Origin of the sequence: Ornithinibacillus californiensis (assembly GCF_001038485.1) — a bacterium.
GTDB lineage: Bacteria > Bacillota > Bacilli > Bacillales > Amphibacillaceae > Ornithinibacillus > Ornithinibacillus californiensis.
This window is the reverse complement of the sequence record NZ_LDUE01000060.1, coordinates 1-17,079: the sequence shown is the minus strand read 5'-3', so window position 1 is coordinate 17,079 and position 17,079 is coordinate 1. Positions and strand designations below refer to the sequence as shown.

19 protein-coding genes are annotated in these 17,079 nt (G+C 39.7%); 11 read left to right on the top strand and 8 right to left on the bottom strand.

Features of this window, described 5'->3' with window-relative positions; genetic code table 11:
* The first annotated feature begins 15 nt into the window (after positions 1-15).
* The 6 genes from TE34_RS15020 to TE34_RS14995 all read left to right on the top strand — a co-directional run bounded on the left by TE34_RS15020 (position 16) and on the right by TE34_RS14995 (position 3,707).
* The gene (locus tag TE34_RS15020) at positions 16-1,395 is read left to right on the top strand and encodes an amino acid permease (RefSeq protein WP_047985637.1); all 1,380 of its coding nucleotides are present in this window, start codon (positions 16-18) and stop codon (positions 1,393-1,395) included.
* A 163-nt stretch (positions 1,396-1,558) separates the two neighbouring features.
* Positions 1,559-2,086 carry a hypothetical protein gene (locus TE34_RS15015; RefSeq protein WP_047985636.1) on the top strand — a complete coding sequence of 176 codons (528 nt, stop codon included), beginning with the start codon at positions 1,559-1,561 and terminating at the stop codon, positions 2,084-2,086.
* A gap of 40 nt (positions 2,087-2,126) precedes the next feature.
* Positions 2,127-2,624, top strand: a complete 498-nt coding sequence (locus TE34_RS15010) for a hypothetical protein (RefSeq protein WP_047985635.1) — start codon at positions 2,127-2,129, stop codon at positions 2,622-2,624.
* 30 nt (positions 2,625-2,654) lie between these two features.
* Positions 2,655-3,056 carry a hypothetical protein gene (locus TE34_RS15005; protein ID WP_047985634.1) on the top strand — a complete coding sequence of 134 codons (402 nt, stop codon included), beginning with the start codon at positions 2,655-2,657 and terminating at the stop codon, positions 3,054-3,056.
* A 134-nt stretch (positions 3,057-3,190) separates the two neighbouring features.
* The gene (locus TE34_RS21100; protein ID WP_157037649.1) at positions 3,191-3,373 is read left to right on the top strand and encodes a hypothetical protein; all 183 of its coding nucleotides are present in this window, start codon (positions 3,191-3,193) and stop codon (positions 3,371-3,373) included.
* Between the two features lie 61 nt (positions 3,374-3,434).
* The gene (locus tag TE34_RS14995) at positions 3,435-3,707 is read left to right on the top strand and encodes a DUF2277 domain-containing protein (RefSeq protein WP_047985632.1); all 273 of its coding nucleotides are present in this window, start codon (positions 3,435-3,437) and stop codon (positions 3,705-3,707) included.
* Between the two features lie 272 nt (positions 3,708-3,979).
* Here the strand turns inward: TE34_RS14995 and TE34_RS14990 are convergent, their stop codons facing one another.
* Positions 3,980-4,753, bottom strand: coding sequence for a tyrosine-protein phosphatase (locus TE34_RS14990; RefSeq protein WP_053075101.1), 774 nt, complete (start codon positions 4,751-4,753; stop codon positions 3,980-3,982).
* Between the two features lie 128 nt (positions 4,754-4,881).
* On the opposite strand from TE34_RS14990, the gene TE34_RS14985 reads away from it, so the two are divergent.
* Positions 4,882-5,859, top strand: a complete 978-nt coding sequence (locus tag TE34_RS14985; RefSeq protein WP_084710731.1) for a LysM peptidoglycan-binding domain-containing protein — start codon at positions 4,882-4,884, stop codon at positions 5,857-5,859.
* A 244-nt stretch (positions 5,860-6,103) separates the two neighbouring features.
* Here TE34_RS14985 and TE34_RS21255 read toward each other — a convergent pair whose 3' ends face one another.
* From TE34_RS21255 to TE34_RS14960, 6 genes are all read right to left on the bottom strand, one after another.
* Entirely contained in the window at positions 6,104-6,253 is a 150-nt protein-coding gene (locus tag TE34_RS21255) for a hypothetical protein (RefSeq protein WP_169749105.1), read from the bottom strand.
* Positions 6,254-6,308: 55 nt separating this feature from the next.
* Entirely contained in the window at positions 6,309-6,710 is a 402-nt protein-coding gene (panD, locus tag TE34_RS14980; protein WP_047985631.1) for an aspartate 1-decarboxylase, read from the bottom strand.
* An 18-nt stretch (positions 6,711-6,728) separates the two neighbouring features.
* The gene (gene panC, locus TE34_RS14975) at positions 6,729-7,580 is read right to left on the bottom strand and encodes a pantoate--beta-alanine ligase (RefSeq protein ID WP_047985630.1); all 852 of its coding nucleotides are present in this window, start codon (positions 7,578-7,580) and stop codon (positions 6,729-6,731) included.
* Positions 7,581-7,607: 27 nt separating this feature from the next.
* Positions 7,608-8,435: a 3-methyl-2-oxobutanoate hydroxymethyltransferase gene (panB, locus tag TE34_RS14970; RefSeq protein ID WP_047985629.1), complete on the bottom strand. Its 828-nt coding sequence runs from the start codon at positions 8,433-8,435 to the stop codon at positions 7,608-7,610.
* On the bottom strand, positions 8,432-9,274 hold the full coding sequence (locus tag TE34_RS14965) for a Rossmann-like and DUF2520 domain-containing protein (RefSeq protein WP_047985628.1): 843 nt from the start codon (positions 9,272-9,274) through the stop codon (positions 8,432-8,434). Before TE34_RS14965 ends, panB begins: the two co-directional genes overlap by 4 nt.
* 178 nt (positions 9,275-9,452) lie before the next feature.
* Positions 9,453-11,480, bottom strand: a complete 2,028-nt coding sequence (locus TE34_RS14960) for a catalase (RefSeq protein WP_047985798.1) — start codon at positions 11,478-11,480, stop codon at positions 9,453-9,455.
* Positions 11,481-11,724: 244 nt separating this feature from the next.
* Between TE34_RS14960 and TE34_RS14955 the strand changes: the two genes are divergently transcribed.
* The 4 genes from TE34_RS14955 to TE34_RS14940 all read left to right on the top strand — a co-directional run bounded on the left by TE34_RS14955 (position 11,725) and on the right by TE34_RS14940 (position 15,546).
* The gene (locus TE34_RS14955; protein ID WP_047985627.1) at positions 11,725-12,276 is read left to right on the top strand and encodes a cysteine hydrolase family protein; all 552 of its coding nucleotides are present in this window, start codon (positions 11,725-11,727) and stop codon (positions 12,274-12,276) included.
* Positions 12,277-12,373: 97 nt separating this feature from the next.
* Positions 12,374-13,828 (top strand): nicotinate phosphoribosyltransferase, encoded by a 1,455-nt coding sequence (locus TE34_RS14950; RefSeq protein WP_047985626.1) that lies wholly within the window; start codon positions 12,374-12,376, stop codon positions 13,826-13,828.
* A gap of 65 nt (positions 13,829-13,893) precedes the next feature.
* A complete protein-coding gene (gene nadE / locus TE34_RS14945; RefSeq protein ID WP_047985625.1) occupies positions 13,894-14,724 on the top strand; it encodes an ammonia-dependent NAD(+) synthetase in 831 nt (276 codons plus the stop codon).
* 321 nt (positions 14,725-15,045) lie between these two features.
* Positions 15,046-15,546, top strand: a complete 501-nt coding sequence (locus TE34_RS14940; protein WP_047985624.1) for a universal stress protein — start codon at positions 15,046-15,048, stop codon at positions 15,544-15,546.
* A gap of 201 nt (positions 15,547-15,747) precedes the next feature.
* Here the strand turns inward: TE34_RS14940 and TE34_RS14935 are convergent, their stop codons facing one another.
* Complete coding sequence (locus TE34_RS14935) at positions 15,748-16,983, bottom strand: IS256 family transposase (RefSeq protein WP_047984673.1); 1,236 nt, start codon at positions 16,981-16,983, stop codon at positions 15,748-15,750.
* Positions 16,984-17,079: the final 96 nt, after the last annotated feature.

Sequence of the window (17,079 nt, the reverse complement as noted above, 5' to 3'; positions counted from 1 at the left end):
AGAAGAGGTTACAACGTGAATAAACTGAAAAAGAAAAACATCCAAGATCTACTAGAAAAGAAAGACGTTACACTTAAACGAACTCTCACTGGGTTTGATTTAATTATGCTTGGCGTTGGTGCCATAATTGGGACAGGGATTTTCATCCTACCAGGAACAGTGGCTGCCTTACATGCTGGCCCAGGTATCGTTTATTCATTTATCATCGCAGCAATTGTTTGCTCCTTTGCTGCCATGTGTTACTCCGAGTTTGCATCCTCGGTACCGATTACGGGAAGTGCCTATACGTACAGCTACACTGTTTTTGGCGAAGTTGTCGCATGGATTGTGGCTTGGGCACTTGTTTTAGAATATGGATTAGCATCCGCCTCTGTAGCAACAGGATGGTCTGCGTACTTTGTATCCTTATTAGAAGGTCTTCAGGTACACATACCAACAGCGCTTACGGGGCCATATAACCCACAAGAAGGAACCTATATTAACTTACCAGCTATTATCATTGTTCTCGCCCTAGCATTCTTATTAACAGCTGGTATTAGGGAGTCGAATCGTCTCAACAGGATAATGGTATTTATTAAAGTGGGAGTAATTTTACTATTTATTGTGGTTGGCGTATTCTATGTTCGTCCGGAAAACTGGCAGCCTTTTATGCCATATGGCTGGAACGGTGTTTTCTCTGGTGCCGCCCTAGTTTTCTTTGCTTATCTCGGGTTTGATGCAGTGTCAGCAGCTGCGGAAGAGGTGAAAAACCCACAAAAAAATATGCCCATTGGAATAATTGGCTCCTTACTTATTTGTACTGGATTATACATTGCGGTGTCACTTGTGTTAACAGGAATGGTGACCTATACGGATTTAAATGTCAGTGACCCAGTAAGTTTTGCTATGGAAATGGTCAATCAAGATTGGATAGCTGGATTCGTTTCACTCGGGGCAATTACCGGTATGATTACCGTTATTCTTGTATTACTTTACGGTGGAACACGCCTACTATTTGCTCTTGGCCGTGATCAGTTATTGCCTAAAAGCATGAGTAAATTGAATGCAAAAGACACACCTGTTTTAAGTACATGGATTTTCGCCATTTTAATCGCATTTTGTGCAGGTTTTATCCCGCTTTCAAAGTTAGCGGAAATGACTAATATGGGGACTTTACTTGCGTTCACGATTGTTTCCATTGGGGTATTGTTTTTAAGAAGAAACCCAGACATCCCTACCGGCGGGTTTAAGGTACCATTATTTCCAATCATCCCGATTCTATCTTTTGTCTTATGTATATTCCTGATTGCACAATTGTCGCTTCAAACATTGATTGCTTCAGGGATTTGGTTCTTAATTGGGATTTTGATTTACCTTGTGTATGGGAAACAGCACAGTTTAATGAATCATAAATAATAAAGAGCTTCAATCTAAAGAACAACTTATCTATTGATAGGTTGTTTTTTTGGTTTCTTTTACTATAGGTTGGTTGAATTTATGATACACTGATTATGAATTGTATGGAATATTCTGGCGTTTAACTTGCAAAACAGTTTAGTGAAAGAATTGGGGGATTGTAATGTTTAAAAAAGTGAGAGTGTTTATCGTAGTGGTTGCGGTAGTCTTAGTTGGTATATTACTGTATTTAAAAATAAATCCTCCATTAGACATTCGAGGTATTGTTAGTAATGGAGAACAGGCTGGAAATGTCACAAATGATACCGGAAATCCTTTTGTCATCGTGGCACAACCAAAGAATAATGGATTCGTTAATGTAAGATTAAAAGAGGTTCTGATAAATGCTAATGAAAAGCCCTTAAAAGCTGAACTTGGAGTTGGTCGTTCTAATCATATGGTAATGGTTAAACAGGCTTTAGGAAGTATCGATGAAGAAGAGAAAATTAGCTTTCATGACATAAGCAAATATCCAATACGTCCATTAACTAGAGTCCAAAATGAACGAATTGATTCGGATACAATGAAGCATTTTGGTATTGCAGTTTTCCATGATGAAAAAATACATCATCTTATTATTAAATATAGCTATTTTGGAATACCTTTCAAAGAGGAAATAGACTTAACCATTCCGCTCCATGAAAATTTCTAGTTCTTGACGTAACGAGGGTTAAGGAGGGGGGAGTAGAAATTTGAGCAAAAAATCAAAGTTGTTTTTAAGTATTTCGATCGGATTGAATATCTTACTGGTGCTTCATTTGATTTCGGAATATACGAATAAGCAAGAGATTAAGGAAACGGTTCTATTCTCGGAGGTTTATGATAATCTCGAAGAATTGGAAGGAACAATTGCTAATCAAATAAACAACGATTGGACAGAACCCAAGTTGGTGACAGCACAACTTGAAGAAACTATCAGTGGATTTTACTTAAGTTCAATTACTTCTCAGCGACTTGGTATGCTATCGGATGAAGAAGATCGAATTATGGATAATATATATTTAGAATTAAATAGCTACTTAAATAAGTCTTATGACTTAACAGAACAGAGTAAAGAAGATTTAGAACAACTAAGACTCATGATTCGCGAGGTAGGCATCGGGACAGATATATGGAGAGGAGAACTGAATAATGTTATGAAAGATATCAAAGAAAAGCTGAACAAGTTGTCCTCAATAATTATTAATTAGCCAAATATAGTATTATGGGGGATGTGCATATTGAAAAGAATCATCCTAATCATTATCCTTTTGGTAAGCATAGTTGGATGCAACCAAAAGGGTGTAGTAAACTTCGATAAAAATGACACGATCGTTATTGAAGAACGGGTTGGAGACGAACTATCCACTAATTATGACGGCATCAACGAAATTGATGATGAAGCGTTAGTCCAAGAAGTTATTGATATCTTTAATGGTGCCCAGTGGGAAACAAATGTAGAAGTAAATATGCCACGAGAACCTGATTTTAAAATAAACAAGAACTACCACATCTGGGTTACTCCAAAAAGAAATATGTTGGAAGTAGTAATTACAGAAAATAGTTATTATGTTCGTTTATCAGAAAATCAATCTTCGAAGCTATGGACAATAATTACATCAAAAGAACAACATGTCGATTAGGATGCTAATTAATATGTTGTTTTTTAGTTATGTTACTTAGGTTAGAGCGAATTTATGATAAACTAACAATAAATAATTTGAATGTTCTGTCCCAAAGTTATAGGGAAGATAATAAGGAGATAGGGTGGGTTAACATGGAATCCGTTTTAGTGTGGCTGTTTCTATTGGTTGTAGGCGCGATTAGTGGCGTCGTGACTTGTAGTGCCTTTGGAGGCAATGAAATAAATAATGGATACGCCGCAATGTTAGGAATGATAGTCTCTTTATTAAGTGGGGTATTCTTCCAATTGAACCACATGCAACAAAGCAAGAAATAAATGTTTAAGAATAACACTTAATAACACATTGTAAAAACTATAACAAAAAAGGAGTATCATTATGTGTAGAAACATTCGAACGCTATATAATTTTGATCCACCAGCTACCGATGACGAGATTTACGCAGCCTCTCTTCAGTACGTGAGAAAGATTACAGGCTTTAACAAACCTTCCAAGATTAATGAGGAAGCATTTAATCAAGCAATCCATGAAATAGCTGCAGTTACTAGTAAATTATTGAATACGTTAGAAACTAGCGCAGAACCTCGTAATCGAGAGGTAGAAGCTGAGCGTGCGAGGGATAGGTCAGCGAAACGATTTGGAACGAATTAATAGAAGATGTTCTTCATCAGTAGGTTACATATCATAAGGATAAGTGTAACTTATGAAATCAAAAGATGCTGAAACATAATTAAACAAAGGTTATTTGACAATGATACACTACATTAGCCCCGGAAATATACGGAGACTCCTGCGGGAGGATAGGCATAGGTGAGACCCCGCAAGAGCGGTAGCTCTGAGGAGGCTCACCAGCCCCCCGCGGAAAGCGCAGTATATTTCCGGGGCGGGTCATATGCACTACTAAAAATGTTCAGAATATCACTTTATTCCAGATAATGTTCTCGTAATAACACAAGCTCTTCTTCACTTAACCCAATTCCATTAACCAAATATGATTCAACACTACCATATTCTTTATCTATTTGATTAAAAAACTCACCAATATACTCAATACGAGCCTCGTACAACGCATCTACTATTTCTTGGTCTATAAAGTCAGGTATCGTGTAACCAATCTGCTCAAATCCTGCTTCAATTTCCTCTGCCGCCTCATTCGTGGCCAAGTAATCTTTTTCGATAACTTCACGAGTTACACCTAATAAGCTCAATAGTAAGGCAGCAACTACGCCTGTCCGATCCTTCCCAGCCATGCAGTGGAACAGCATCGGTTTACCAGGGTTATCTAGCAATACTTGAAACACCTTGCGAAAACCATCCGTATTAGCTACCATCTGACGGTTTAAATTCATCAGCATTTCACCGGGCTTACTATTCATCAATTTACTTTCAAAAGAAGAAAGATCACCTGGTTGTCTTACCGCATGATCATCATTAATTAAAGATACATGATTCCAGCTAACCCCATCGATTTCCGGGTCGGGATGTTTGGTCACTTCATCTTGATCGCGTAAATCACATATATTCTTGATCTCTAATTTCTTTAATACGTCTATATCTGCTTTTGTTATCATACTCAAGTTGCCTGAGCGAAAAAGCATTCCCCGCTTCACCTTACGTCCTTCCGTTGTTTCATAACCACCAAGTTCACGAAAGTTAAAGCTACCTTCTAAGTTCATTTCACTTAATAACTGTTTCATACGTTTCCCCCAACTCCCTTTTACTACTTGACTCTTATTATACAAGATGTTCATCAATTGTTTCAGAATAAATTCTTATCCTCATCCCAAACTATTCTTAAACAAAAGAAATTGGAAAGGATTTTTTCATGAGAGTTTTCGTGTTATGTATTGTCCTTTTCACCGTTTATTTGCAGCTTCCTAACATGGTTAATGCTCATTCAAACCTATATGTGGTACAGGAAAATGATTCGTTACCTCATATTGCTGAGAAATTCGATACCACCACCGACGAATTAATCGCAATAAATGGGCTTCAATCAGAAACACTAGTAATAGGCCAAAAGATACGAGTCCCTACTACACATGAAGTTACTCCAGGGGAGAACTTACAAGATATTGCTTTAAACTACCTTTCCACACCGGAAATGATTAAACAGCTTAACAACCTAAACTCCAACCAACTCTACCCCGGACAAATTCTAACTATCAAGCCGAAAAAAATGAATATGCAAGGACAGCATATTCTTATGAGCCGGGAAGAGTTTAAAGAATGGTTATTCAATCAGGAATTCACCCGAGATATTAAGCTAATCCAACAGCATCATACGTGGAAGCCTTCCTATAAGAACTTTCATGGAAATAACCATTTTCAATTATTAACTAGTATGCAAAACCATCATCGGAAAGCGATGGGCTGGGAGACTATCGCGCAGCATATCACCACCTATCCTGATGGAAAAGTAGCTGTTTCGCGCCCGTTTAACATAGACCCTGAAGGAACAATCGGTCCGATAGCAAACAAGAACGCACTTGCGATTGAAAATATCGGGAACTTTGATCTAGGACATGACATCATGACGAAGGAGCAAAAGGAAACCATTGTTTATATTACCGCACTGTTAAGTATGAAATTCGGATTAACCCCATCCATCGATACAATTACGTATCACCATTGGTGGCATTTTAAAACAAAGGAACGAGTATTAGATAACGCGAAAAGCAATGAAGTAAAAACCTGCCCAGGAACAGGCTTTTTCGGAGGCAACTCAACAGAAAGTGCGAAGAAGTACTTCTATCCTTTAGTGATAGACAAGATGGAAGAGTTGAAGAAAACGATGCCATAAATTAAAAAGCTGAGACAAAATAAAATCAAAGGTAAAAAGAAGAACAACCACTCCCTCAGCCCCGGAAATATACGGAGACTCCTGCGGGAGGATAGGCATAGGTGAGACCCCGCAAGAGCGTTAGCTCTGAGGAGGCTCACCAGCCGCCCGCGGAAAGCGTAGTATATTTCCGGGGCGGGTTATATGCACTAATAATGTTCTGATTTACCTTTGATAGAATTTATTATGTCTCAACTTAATTCAATCACTCATCATCTATTTCGCCGTCACCGATTTCATCTTCCTCTTCAATTTCTTCAATATCCTCTCCATCATCTGGGAGCTCTTCGTCCCCACATGCGGCTAAGGAAAAAGCAGGAAAAATTAATAATAACATCAACAAGAATTTTCTCATGTAAAAACCTCCTTTATCAGTAGGCTTTACAATAATTGCTAAAGTATACTTTCACCTAAATGGTTACATTCTGTTCCGAAAGTTTCCCATGCTTTTCATAATTGGTGACTGATGCAATTTCGTTGTCGTCATGAACAAATACGACTTTCGGTTTATGCTCCTTCGCTTCCTCCGGTGTCATCTCGGCGTAAGCCATAATGATAATTTTATCATTCACACTCACACAGCGTGCAGCAGCTCCATTTAAACAAATCATGCCGCTTCCACGTTCTCCTGCTATCGTATAGGTCTCAAAACGCTGACCGTTATTGATGTCGACGATTTGTACTTTTTCATATTCTAAGATACCTGAAGCATCTAATAAATCCTCATCAATGGTAATACTACCTACGTAATCCAGTTCAGCTTGCATCACCGTTGCGCGATGGATTTTGCTTTTCAACATCTGTAATTTCATCCGTTGTAAATCTCCTTCCTAACTTAATCCCTCTACGAAAAAGTTATCAATTAATCTTGTTTTTCCGATATATACAGCCACTGGAACGAGTGTCGGGGCTTTAATGGTTGTAATTGGTGCTAACGTTAGACCATCAACTACTTTGACATATTCGATTTTCGCCATTGGTTCATTCTCCAGCGTTGCTTTCATCGTGGAAATGACTTTTCCCACGTTCGTTTCTCCGCTTTTCACTAGTTCTTCCCCAGTAAAGATCGCTTTACTTATAATCTGTGCCGCTTTTCGTTCTTCAGAAGATAGATAAGTATTCCGAGAGCTTTTTGCCAGGCCATCTTCTTCCCGAACAATCGGACAACCGACAACTTCGACATTCATACTTAAATCGTTTACCATCTGTTTAATAATGGCTAGTTGCTGTGCATCTTTTTTCCCAAAATAAGCACGATTGGGTTGGACGATGTTAAATAGCTTATTCACCACCGTACAGACACCGCGAAAATGCCCTGGGCGATTGATTCCACAAAGTTCTTCTGTTAAAACAGACATATCAACATAAGTAAAGAAATCCTGTGGATACATCTCTTCTGGAGTTGGGTGGAAAATTAAATCGGCTCCTAGTTCTTCACAAAAATGGCGGTCTCGCTCAATATCATGTGGATAACTGTCCAAATCTTCATTAGGACCAAATTGTAATGGATTGATAAAAATACTGACAACGACTTTGGTGTTATGTTCCCTTGCAGCTGTAATTAGGCTTCCATGCCCTTCATGTAAATAGCCCATTGTTGGTACAAAGCCGATTGTTTCTCCTTCGTTCTTCCACTGGTTGACTTGCTCTTTCACTTGTTTAATCGTTGTTACCATCTGCATGACTACATCTGCTCCTTCTCGTAATGACTAGTACAATCGATCAATGATGTCATCAGAAATGGAATACGTATGCTCTTCAGCAGGGAACGTCCCATCCTTGACCTCGTTTATATAATCCTGAAATGCTTGCTTCATCACTTCGCCTACATTCGCAAACTGTTTAACGAACTTTGGTGTAAAATCCGAAAAGATTGTTAGCATATCTTGATAAACAAGTACTTGCCCATCACAACTCGCACCAGCGCCGATTCCAATGGTTGGAATGCTAATTTCTTTAGAAACGAGTTCTGCTAGTTTCGCAGGCACCCCTTCTAACACAACGATAAATGCACCAGCCGCTTCAACTGCTTTTGCATCTTCTATCAACTGTCTTGCCGCTTCTTCCGTTTTCCCTTGCACCTTAAACCCACCAAATGCATTGACAGACTGTGGGGTTAGACCAATATGGGCACAGACCGGGATGGAGGCATCGACAATCGCTCTAATCTGCGGGCAAACTTTTACCCCACCTTCTAATTTAACCCCGTGTGCTCGGCCTTCTTTTATTAATCTACCAGCATTGGTTACAGCATCGTAAACAGAAGTTTGGTAGGACATAAATGGCATATCTGCTAGAACAAAAGCATTACTAGCCCCTCTAGAAACCGCTCTTGTATGGTGAATCATGTCCTCCATCGTTACCGACAATGTATCCTCATATCCCAGCACGACTTGTCCAAGTGAATCCCCGATTAGCAGCATATTGATTCCAGACTCATCCATTAGCTTAGCCATGGAATAATCATAACAAGTAAGCATAGTAATTTTATCGCCTTCAATTTTTTGCTTCTGAATGGATGTCACTGTATTCTTCATTCGTTCATCGCCCTCCTGATTTCGTTATAGTTTCTATCTTTATGTTTCTCTTCCGCTATCTCTAGCACCAATTTGGATAATACTTGATACACTTCTTTTTCCTGCGGCTTTAGCATCTGTAAATGGTTGCGAATCGTACCGGAATCATTTCGCTCCACTGGCCCAGTAAGTGCCTCCCGCGTTCCATAGGAAACAATATTTTCGGTATTGCCTTGAATCAAAGGTATCAGCGCTTGATGTGCTGCTTCTGGAGAAAAACCACAGTCTACTAAAATATTTTCCCCCATCGACACAAGCCCTACATATAGATTACTAACCATCGTCGCAGCTGCATGGTACCGAATCTTATCTTCTGCTTGGATGACCATCACCTTGTTCCCAAAACTCTTAAACAACCGAGATATTTCGGTTAAGTATTTTTCATGTCCTTCGATCGTAATAAATGATTTGGATAGCTCTTTGTACGAGTGATACTTATCATTGATCGCAAAAAGGGGGTGAATGGAATAACCATATGCATGATAGTCACTACTATCCAAAAACACCGTTGAACTCAACGAGCCACTAAAATGACTGATCACTTTATCTTTAATTGGAAGCCTTTTCAATTGTTCCCATACTTGAACAATCATTCCGTCTGGTACGGTTAAGAATATCGTATCACTTTCTTCTACTAGACTCTTCATCGTTTCATATGCTTTTGTATTTGTAAATTCAGCGGCATCAATGGATGACTGCAACGTTTTGCTGTAATAACCGGTCACACGTACATGATGCTCGGTTAGGTACTTTCCAATGGTTACGCCTACTTTTCCCGCGCCAATAAATCCAACCTTCATGTTACACCCCCAATGATCGAAAACCTTCACGCCCACCTACATCCTAGTTAGGAATTGTCATTAGTAATACTTTATAATAGATTGACTAAATTGTAACGTTTTATTTACAAATTATTATAACATTTAATAGATATAAAGACCGACTCATGACAAGTCGGTCTTTTGATAGATTACTATTTTATGTTCGCTCCCAGAAACGTTGCTTAGCAATTGCTTTAATAAAGTCTTGTGAGAAGTTTGGATTGTTCGCCGCAAACACTACTCCCGCTAAGTTATTTTTATCGGACTTTCGGATGAAGGAATTAGCCGTTGATGCAATACCGATCGGCTTATAATATTTATAAGCCGTATTCAGCCAATCCCTAACCTCTTGATTAAATTTAACCTGGTCTTTATTCCCACCAACGACATATAACGTATCATAAAGAACTGGATGTTTAACTAACACCGTCTCATTTGCTTCAATTGTCGTACCATCCGCACCTACTACCGGGCCAAGATGATCACTAATGATATCGTAAAAGATACCATTTTTCTCAAAAGCACCTAGCACACTCTTTACTTCCGCACCATTAAATCCATTACCGATTAACACACCGACCTTTTGAGTGTATGCATAAAATGGCGTATTCATTTGGCTAACAGAAGGTGATTTTTGATTTACTGGAACATGATTGCCGGTCGGACGTTCTACACCTAAAGCATCCGCAAGCTTAATAGCCATATCCCGATCAACATTTACCCACATATCCACATTTTGCTTCCTTACCGATTTACTCTTCACATTTTGTAGATGGAACACTAATGTCTCATAAAGATCTTGTTTCTCAACCGCAGACAAGCTATTCCAGAATAAGCGGGATTGCGAGAAGAAATCGGTGAACGAATCACTAGGAACCTCGCGTGTCTTACGTCCTTCTACTTTTCCTGGGTAATTGACATAACCGCCTTCCTCCCATGACGCTTCCGACGGGGTATTACCAGCTAAGGAGTTTTTATGGTAATGAATACGATCCACATCAATACGATACTGCATTCGGCCATCACGCAAGTTAAAGTCTCTCTCCACGATTGCTCGATTCACCGGTAAATCTTCAAAGTTTGCAGAATGGTGACGGTACAACTCGGTATCCCGATATGCAAATGCTCGACCTTGCAAGACAGGGTCGTTGGTAAAGTCAATTCCAGGTACTAATGCAGCTGGGTCAAAAGCAGATTGCTCGGACTCCGAGAAGAAATTATCAACTAGGCGGTTTAACGTCATTTTCCCGATTGGTTGAACCGGAATAACTTCTTCTGGCCAGAACTTTGTATCGTCTAAAATATCAAAGTCATATTTAAACTCATCTTCTTCATCGATTAGTTGCACACCTAATTCATACTCTGGGTATGCTCCCTTATTAATTGCTTCAATAATATCTCGACGATGGAAATCTGGATCCACGCCTCCGATAATATTGGCTTCATCAAGCAATAAGGAATGCACCCCTAGCTTCGGCTCCCATTTAAACCGTACAAAAGTTGATTTGCCTTGGTCATTGATAAAACGGAATGTATTAACCGGCCAACCTGCCATCATACGCCAGCTCCTTGGACGCCCACGCATTGACATTAACCACATGACCATATGTGCTGACTCTTGATTGCTCGCTACATAATCCCAGAACTCATCATGCGCAGTTGTTGCTTGCGGAATATGGTGCTTCGGATTTGGTTTTGCAGCGTGGGTAACATCCATAAACTTCATCGCATCAGCTAAAATGAAAACCGGAAACTGGAGTGATAATGAATCATAGTTCCCTTGTTGTGTGTAAAATTTAACCGCAAAGCCACGTATATCAACAGCTGTATCCTTTGATCCTTTATTACCTTGGAAGTTAGAAAAACGCACATTAACAGGAGTCTTTCTACCGTCCGCTCCTAGAAAATGCGCTTTCGTTAAATGCTTTAGTGACTTATACACTTCAAAGTCACCATACACATTAAATCCTCTCGCATGCACTACTTTCTCCGGTATCCGCTCGCGATTAAAGTGGGATTGTTTTTTGTAAAAATGATAGTCCTCAAATAATGCTGGACCGCGCCGTCCAGCTCTTAATGTCGTTTGGTCATTGGAAACCCGCACCCCAGTGTCATCAGTCATCTTCTTCCCAGGACCAGTATTTTGTTCGCGAAACTGCTCTAGCTGTGCATCCTTTTCATCCATTGGCTTATTCTGTCTATCCTGATTTTTCTCTTTATCCTTATCCACTAATGCGCCCTCCTTGATGTAAATTAATTAAGCTCCCAGATTAATAGTATGATTGACCAAATGAAATCATACGGCTATTGCAAAAAAGGGAAAAAATTGTACATGCTTGGAGGACTATATCGCTTGACTTTGATGGCGATACTATCAGAATAGTTAGTAACTAAAGTTTTACAAACTCATTAAGAAGAGGTGTTTGGAAATGACGAAAAAAGCATTAATCAATGTAGATTACACCTATGATTTTGTAGCAGATGATGGCGCGTTAACATGCGGGAAGCCCGGCCAAGAATTAGAAGCTTATATCTCTGATCTAACAGAGCAATTTATTCGTAATGGTGACGAGGTTATCTTTGCAATTGATATGCACGTGGAGAATGACCCGTATCACCCGGAGACTAAGCTCTATCCCCCACACAACATCGCAGGCACAAAGGGACGGGAGCTTTATGGTGATTTAAATCGAATATATGAGGACTATAAAGCAAAACCTAATGTACACTGGCTCGATAAAACAAGATACTCTGCCTTTGTTGGTACTAATTTGGACGTCATACTTCGAGAGCGAAACATAACAGAGATACATATCGTTGGTGTTTGTACAGACATTTGTGTCCTACACACCGCAGTAGATGCCTACGGTAAAGGATTTGATATCGTGATTCATGAAAAAGGCGTTGCAAGCTTTAACCAGACCGGACACCAATGGGCACTAGAACACTTCACCAACTGCCTAAACGCAAAAAGTACTTAACGAGTAACTAATTGGAAAGAATAGGGACAGAGGGACAGGTTTCTTGTCCCGGGGACAAGGAACCTGTCCCCATGTCCCACTTTTAGGAGGTATTTCCATGCATTATCCTGATGACAGTTTGTCACTACATACGGACTTATATCAAATCAATATGGCTGAAACATACTGGGCGGATAATAAGCACGAGCGACGTGCTGTTTTTGATTTATATTTTCGCAAGCTACCTTTTGGAAATGGGTATGCTGTATTTGCTGGATTAGAGAAAGTCATTGATTTTGTGCAGAACTTTAAATTCAGCGATTCGGATTTAGAATATTTAAGGGAAATTGGCTATAAAGAAGACTTTTTAACTTATTTGAAGAGTATTCGGTTTACTGGTTCCATCAAGTCCATGCAAGAGGGCGAAGTGATTTTTTGTAATGAACCGTTAATTCGGGTAGAGGCAAATCTAGCTGAAGCTCAACTACTAGAAACGGCCCTTCTAAATATCGTGAATTACCAAACCTTAATTGCGACCAAAGCATCCCGAATCAAGCAAATAGCTAATAAGCAAACCTTAATGGAGTTCGGGACAAGAAGAGCACAAGAAATGGATGCTGCTCTTTGGGGTACTCGTGCCGCGATTATTGGGGGCTTTGATGCAACGAGTAATGTCAGGGCTGGTAAACTGTTTGGCATTCCGGTAAAAGGAACCCATGCTCATGCCATGGTGCAAGCCTATCAAGATGAATATGTCGCTTTCAAAAAATATGCCGAACGACATATGGATTGTGTTTTTCTCGTGGATACGTATGACACCTTAAAATCTGGTGTACCAAATGCGATTCGTGTCGCAAAAGAACTCGGTGATTCCATTAACTTCTTAGGAATCCGACTGGATAGTGGCGACCTAGCCTACCTCTCCAAAGAATCTAGAAAGATGTTAGATGAAGCGGGATTCAAGCAAGCAAAAATCTATGCTTCGAATGATTTAGATGAAGCAACGATTTCTAGCCTACATGCCCAAGGAGCACAGATTGATGTATATGGAGTAGGAACGAAACTAATCACCGCTTATGACCAGCCTGCATTAGGTGCGGTTTACAAGCTCGTTGCAATTGAAAATGAGCATGGCGAAATGGAAAACACGATTAAAATATCTGGTAATCCTGAAAAAGTGACAACACCAGGAATGAAAAAGGTATACCGAATTATTAACACGAACAACAACCGTTCAGAAGGGGATTACATCACGATGGAGGATGAAGATCCAAATCAGGAAGAAAAAATTAAAATGTTCCACCCCGTCCACACGTATATTAGTAAATTTGTCACCGACTTTAAAGCAGTGAATTTACATCATGATATCTTCAAAGATGGAAAGTTAGTGTACACATCCCCAACTCTGACAGAAATGCAGACTTATGCAACTGCTCAGCTAGACCTACTATGGGATGAGTATAAGCGAACAATTAACCCAGAAGAATATCCAGTCGACTTAAGTACGAAGACATGGGAAACCAAGATGGAGAAAATAGAAAGCGTCCAAAAGCAAGTGAAGAAGTTACTGTAGATTACAGCTTTTTCCAATGTTTGGTATAATATATGTAACAACTATCTCTAAGAGAGGGAGAAGATATGAGTACGTTACAAACAGAAGTCATTCATGAACTTAAGGTCAAGCCAGTTATTGATGCAAAGGAAGAAATTAGAAGACGCGTCGATTTTCTAAAAGACTATCTAGTAAAACACAGCTTCGCCAAGGGGTATGTGCTTGGAATATCAGGTGGACAAGATTCTACGCTAGCCTCCAAACTAGCACAAATGGCAGTGGATGAACTAAACGAGTCCTCTGATACAAACACTTATCAGTTCATTGGTGTTCGTCTTCCTTATGGTGTGCAATTTGATGAGGACGATTGCCAGGATGCCATTGATTTTGTCAAACCAAGCAAAGTACTTACCGTCAATATTAAAGATGCCGTTGATGCTAGTATCGCGTCCTTGGAAGCAGCAGGAGTTAACCTCACTGATTTCCTAAAAGGGAACGAAAAAGCGAGAGAACGAATGAAGGCTCAATATAGTATCGGTGGCGTACATAACTGTTTTGTATTAGGAACCGACCACGCCGCTGAGGCAGTGACAGGATTTTTTACCAAGCATGGTGATGGCGCCTGTGATTTAATCCCACTATTCGGGTTAAATAAGCGTCAAGGGAAAGCTTTGCTGAAGGAACTAGGCTGTCCAGAACACCTGTATATGAAAAAGCCAACTGCCGATCTAGAGGATGATAAACCAGCTCTACCAGATGAAGTAGCTTTGGGTGTTTCCTATGAAGATATTGATGATTATCTGGAAGGCAAAGAAGTTTCAACAAGCAGCAAAGATCAAATTGAACAATGGTATATAAAAACAAGACACAAGCGAAATGGTGCGGTTAGTATTTTTGATGATTGGTGGAAGAAGTAAATAATTAGTGCAAATACCTCGCCCCGGAAATATACTCCGCTTTCCGCGGGCGGCTGGTGAGCCTCCTCGCTCGTCCCGAGCTGTGGGGTCTCACCTATGCCTTTCCTCCCGCTGGAGTCTCCGTATATTTCCGGGGCTAATGTAGTTGTTGTTCGCCTTACAACCTTTGTTTTACTATTCTTAGCCTCTTTCTATTTACCAGCAGACTGATTGTAACAAGTCTGTTACCCTTTCTTAATGCTTTCATAAGTTTAACGAGCCTTAAAACCGTGAATATGAATACTAAATCCATCCACAGAAAACTCGAGAGGAGTGGGAACTTTGAATGGATTTAAACATATTTTACTAGCATTTGACGGTTCAAAACACAGTGTCCGAGCATTAGATCGGGCAGAACAGATATCCGAAATAAGTGGAGCGCGGCTTACCGTGGTGTATGTCGATGAGCCATCCTTAGATACTACCGTAACCCCTGGAGTAACGGGGGATCGAGATGTGAAGATGTACCAAGCACACATCGGAGCACTCCCAACACCGAACGAAAGAACACCGAACCAAACGGAAATGCTCCATGCACAGGAAAACACAGCAGAAAAGATACTTTCTAATGCCAAAGTACGACTAACTAATGTCGCTAACGTATCTTATGAAATACTATCCGGGAAACCAGCTGAAAAAATCAATGACTATGCAGAAAAAGAAGACGTGGATCTCATCGTCCTAGGTAATCGTGGTATTAGCGGCCTTAAGAAGCTAGTTATGGGTAGTGTAAGCAAGAAGGTATTGGATGAGTCTAATCGCTCTGTATTGGTGGTTAAATAAGCTTCGCGTTCGAGTTAGGGAGAGAAATAGATAAATATCTTTCTTATTAGAGAAGCTTTAATTGGCTTCTCTATTTACTTGCTAAAAATGTTGATACCACAAAAGTAAATAGTACAATTAGCTGCTTGAATAAGCTAATCACTATTTTATGTTTGCTATATTGGGTTTGTCAAATAAAGTGTGTAAGTTGGGATCACACACTTAGATATATTTGAGTACCCTTTCCTTTAATCGGTCATCCATCAATAGCTGATTCATGGCTAGAGACCAGTTATGGACATGTCCACCTTCCCATTTGGTTTCTAGTTCTTTAACTCGTAAATATAGGACTTTAAGTAGGGCATTCTCGTTGGGGAATGCTCCTTTTTTTGTTACTTTTCTAAAACTGGAGTGGATGCTTTCCACTGCGTTAGTCGTGTACATAATTCGTCGAACTGCACTACCAAAGTCAAATAATTGTTCTACATGTTCAAAGTTGCGTTCCCAAACATCAATAGCTCCTGGATAGGCAGACCATTGTTGTTTGAAGGATTCAAATGTACTTTGACAGGCCTTTAGGCTTTGAGCTCCATAAACCTTTCTTAAAGAGGCTGTGAATGCCTTGTAGTCCTTGCTTGGTACGTATTTAATGGAGTTACGAATTAAGTGTACAATGCATCGTTGAACGATGACATCAGGGAATATGGAGCGAGCACCTTCCTCCAAACCAGATACGCCATCCATAGAAATAAAGAAGATATCTTCGACCCCTCTAGCCTTTATTTCATCAAAGATTTGCATCCATTTATGCTTACTTTCTGTTTCATTTAACCATAGACCAAGAATTTCTTTTTTTCCCTCCATGGTATAACCTAAAATGGTATACACAGCATACTTCTTTGTCTCATATTGATTGCGAATGGTTGTGTACATGCAGTCCACAAAAACAAAAGGATAACAGTCATTTAATGGACGACTTTGCCACTCTTCTAAGTCAGGCAGCACAGTATCTGTGATATCAGAAACCATTTCATGAGATACAGAAAAACCATAAATGTCCTCAATGGTAGAAGAAATGTCCCGCTGAGACATCCCTCTGGCATACATAGCTATAACCTTATCCTCAATCTCAGATACATCTTTTTTACGCTTAGGAATAATCTTCGGTTCAAAAGAGCCGTCACGATCTCGAGGCACTTCAATTTCTACTTCTCCAGAACTCGTATTCAAGGTTTTCTTTCCATAACCATTTCTGCGATTATCTGTGACTTTTTCCCCTTTATCGTTTGAGTCATAACCAAGATGATGGTTCATCTCTCCTTTTAACATCGCTTCAAACATAGGGCCAAATATGTCTTTTAAAGCATTCTGCATGTCTTGTACGGACTCTGGTTGGTATTGTTCTATAATTCTATTAGCTAATTCTACTGATTTCGGATCACGTTTAGATTTCGCCATTATAAACAACTCCCCAATTTATATAGTTATAGTGTAACAATAAAAAAATAAACTGCGAAGTAAGAGCCGTACGCTCTCTTACTTACACAGTTTATA

What these genes read in the sequence shown, in the direction of transcription:
- TE34_RS21255 (WP_169749105.1), bottom strand. Translation starts at nt 6,253, where the DNA reads ATGAGAAAATTCTTGTTGATGTTATTATTAATTTTTCCTGCTTTTTCC.
- TE34_RS14955 (WP_047985627.1), top strand. Translation starts at nt 11,725, where the DNA reads ATGACGAAAAAAGCATTAATCAATGTAGATTACACCTATGATTTTGTA.
- TE34_RS14990 (WP_053075101.1), bottom strand. Translation starts at nt 4,753, where the DNA reads ATGAAACAGTTATTAAGTGAAATGAACTTAGAAGGTAGCTTTAACTTT.
- TE34_RS15015 (WP_047985636.1), top strand. Translation starts at nt 1,559, where the DNA reads ATGTTTAAAAAAGTGAGAGTGTTTATCGTAGTGGTTGCGGTAGTCTTA.
- TE34_RS14960 (WP_047985798.1), bottom strand. Translation starts at nt 11,480, where the DNA reads ATGGATGAAAAGGATGCACAGCTAGAGCAGTTTCGCGAACAAAATACT.
- TE34_RS14950 (WP_047985626.1), top strand. Translation starts at nt 12,374, where the DNA reads ATGCATTATCCTGATGACAGTTTGTCACTACATACGGACTTATATCAA.
- nadE (WP_047985625.1), top strand. Translation starts at nt 13,894, where the DNA reads ATGAGTACGTTACAAACAGAAGTCATTCATGAACTTAAGGTCAAGCCA.
- TE34_RS14965 (WP_047985628.1), bottom strand. Translation starts at nt 9,274, where the DNA reads ATGAAGGTTGGATTTATTGGCGCGGGAAAAGTAGGCGTAACCATTGGA.
- TE34_RS14995 (WP_047985632.1), top strand. Translation starts at nt 3,435, where the DNA reads ATGTGTAGAAACATTCGAACGCTATATAATTTTGATCCACCAGCTACC.
- panD (WP_047985631.1), bottom strand. Translation starts at nt 6,710, where the DNA reads ATGAAATTACAGATGTTGAAAAGCAAAATCCATCGCGCAACGGTGATG.
- TE34_RS21100 (WP_157037649.1), top strand. Translation starts at nt 3,191, where the DNA reads ATGGAATCCGTTTTAGTGTGGCTGTTTCTATTGGTTGTAGGCGCGATT.
- TE34_RS14935 (WP_047984673.1), bottom strand. Translation starts at nt 16,983, where the DNA reads ATGGCGAAATCTAAACGTGATCCGAAATCAGTAGAATTAGCTAATAGA.
- panC (WP_047985630.1), bottom strand. Translation starts at nt 7,580, where the DNA reads ATGCAGATGGTAACAACGATTAAACAAGTGAAAGAGCAAGTCAACCAG.
- TE34_RS14985 (WP_084710731.1), top strand. Translation starts at nt 4,882, where the DNA reads ATGAGAGTTTTCGTGTTATGTATTGTCCTTTTCACCGTTTATTTGCAG.
- panB (WP_047985629.1), bottom strand. Translation starts at nt 8,435, where the DNA reads ATGAAGAATACAGTGACATCCATTCAGAAGCAAAAAATTGAAGGCGAT.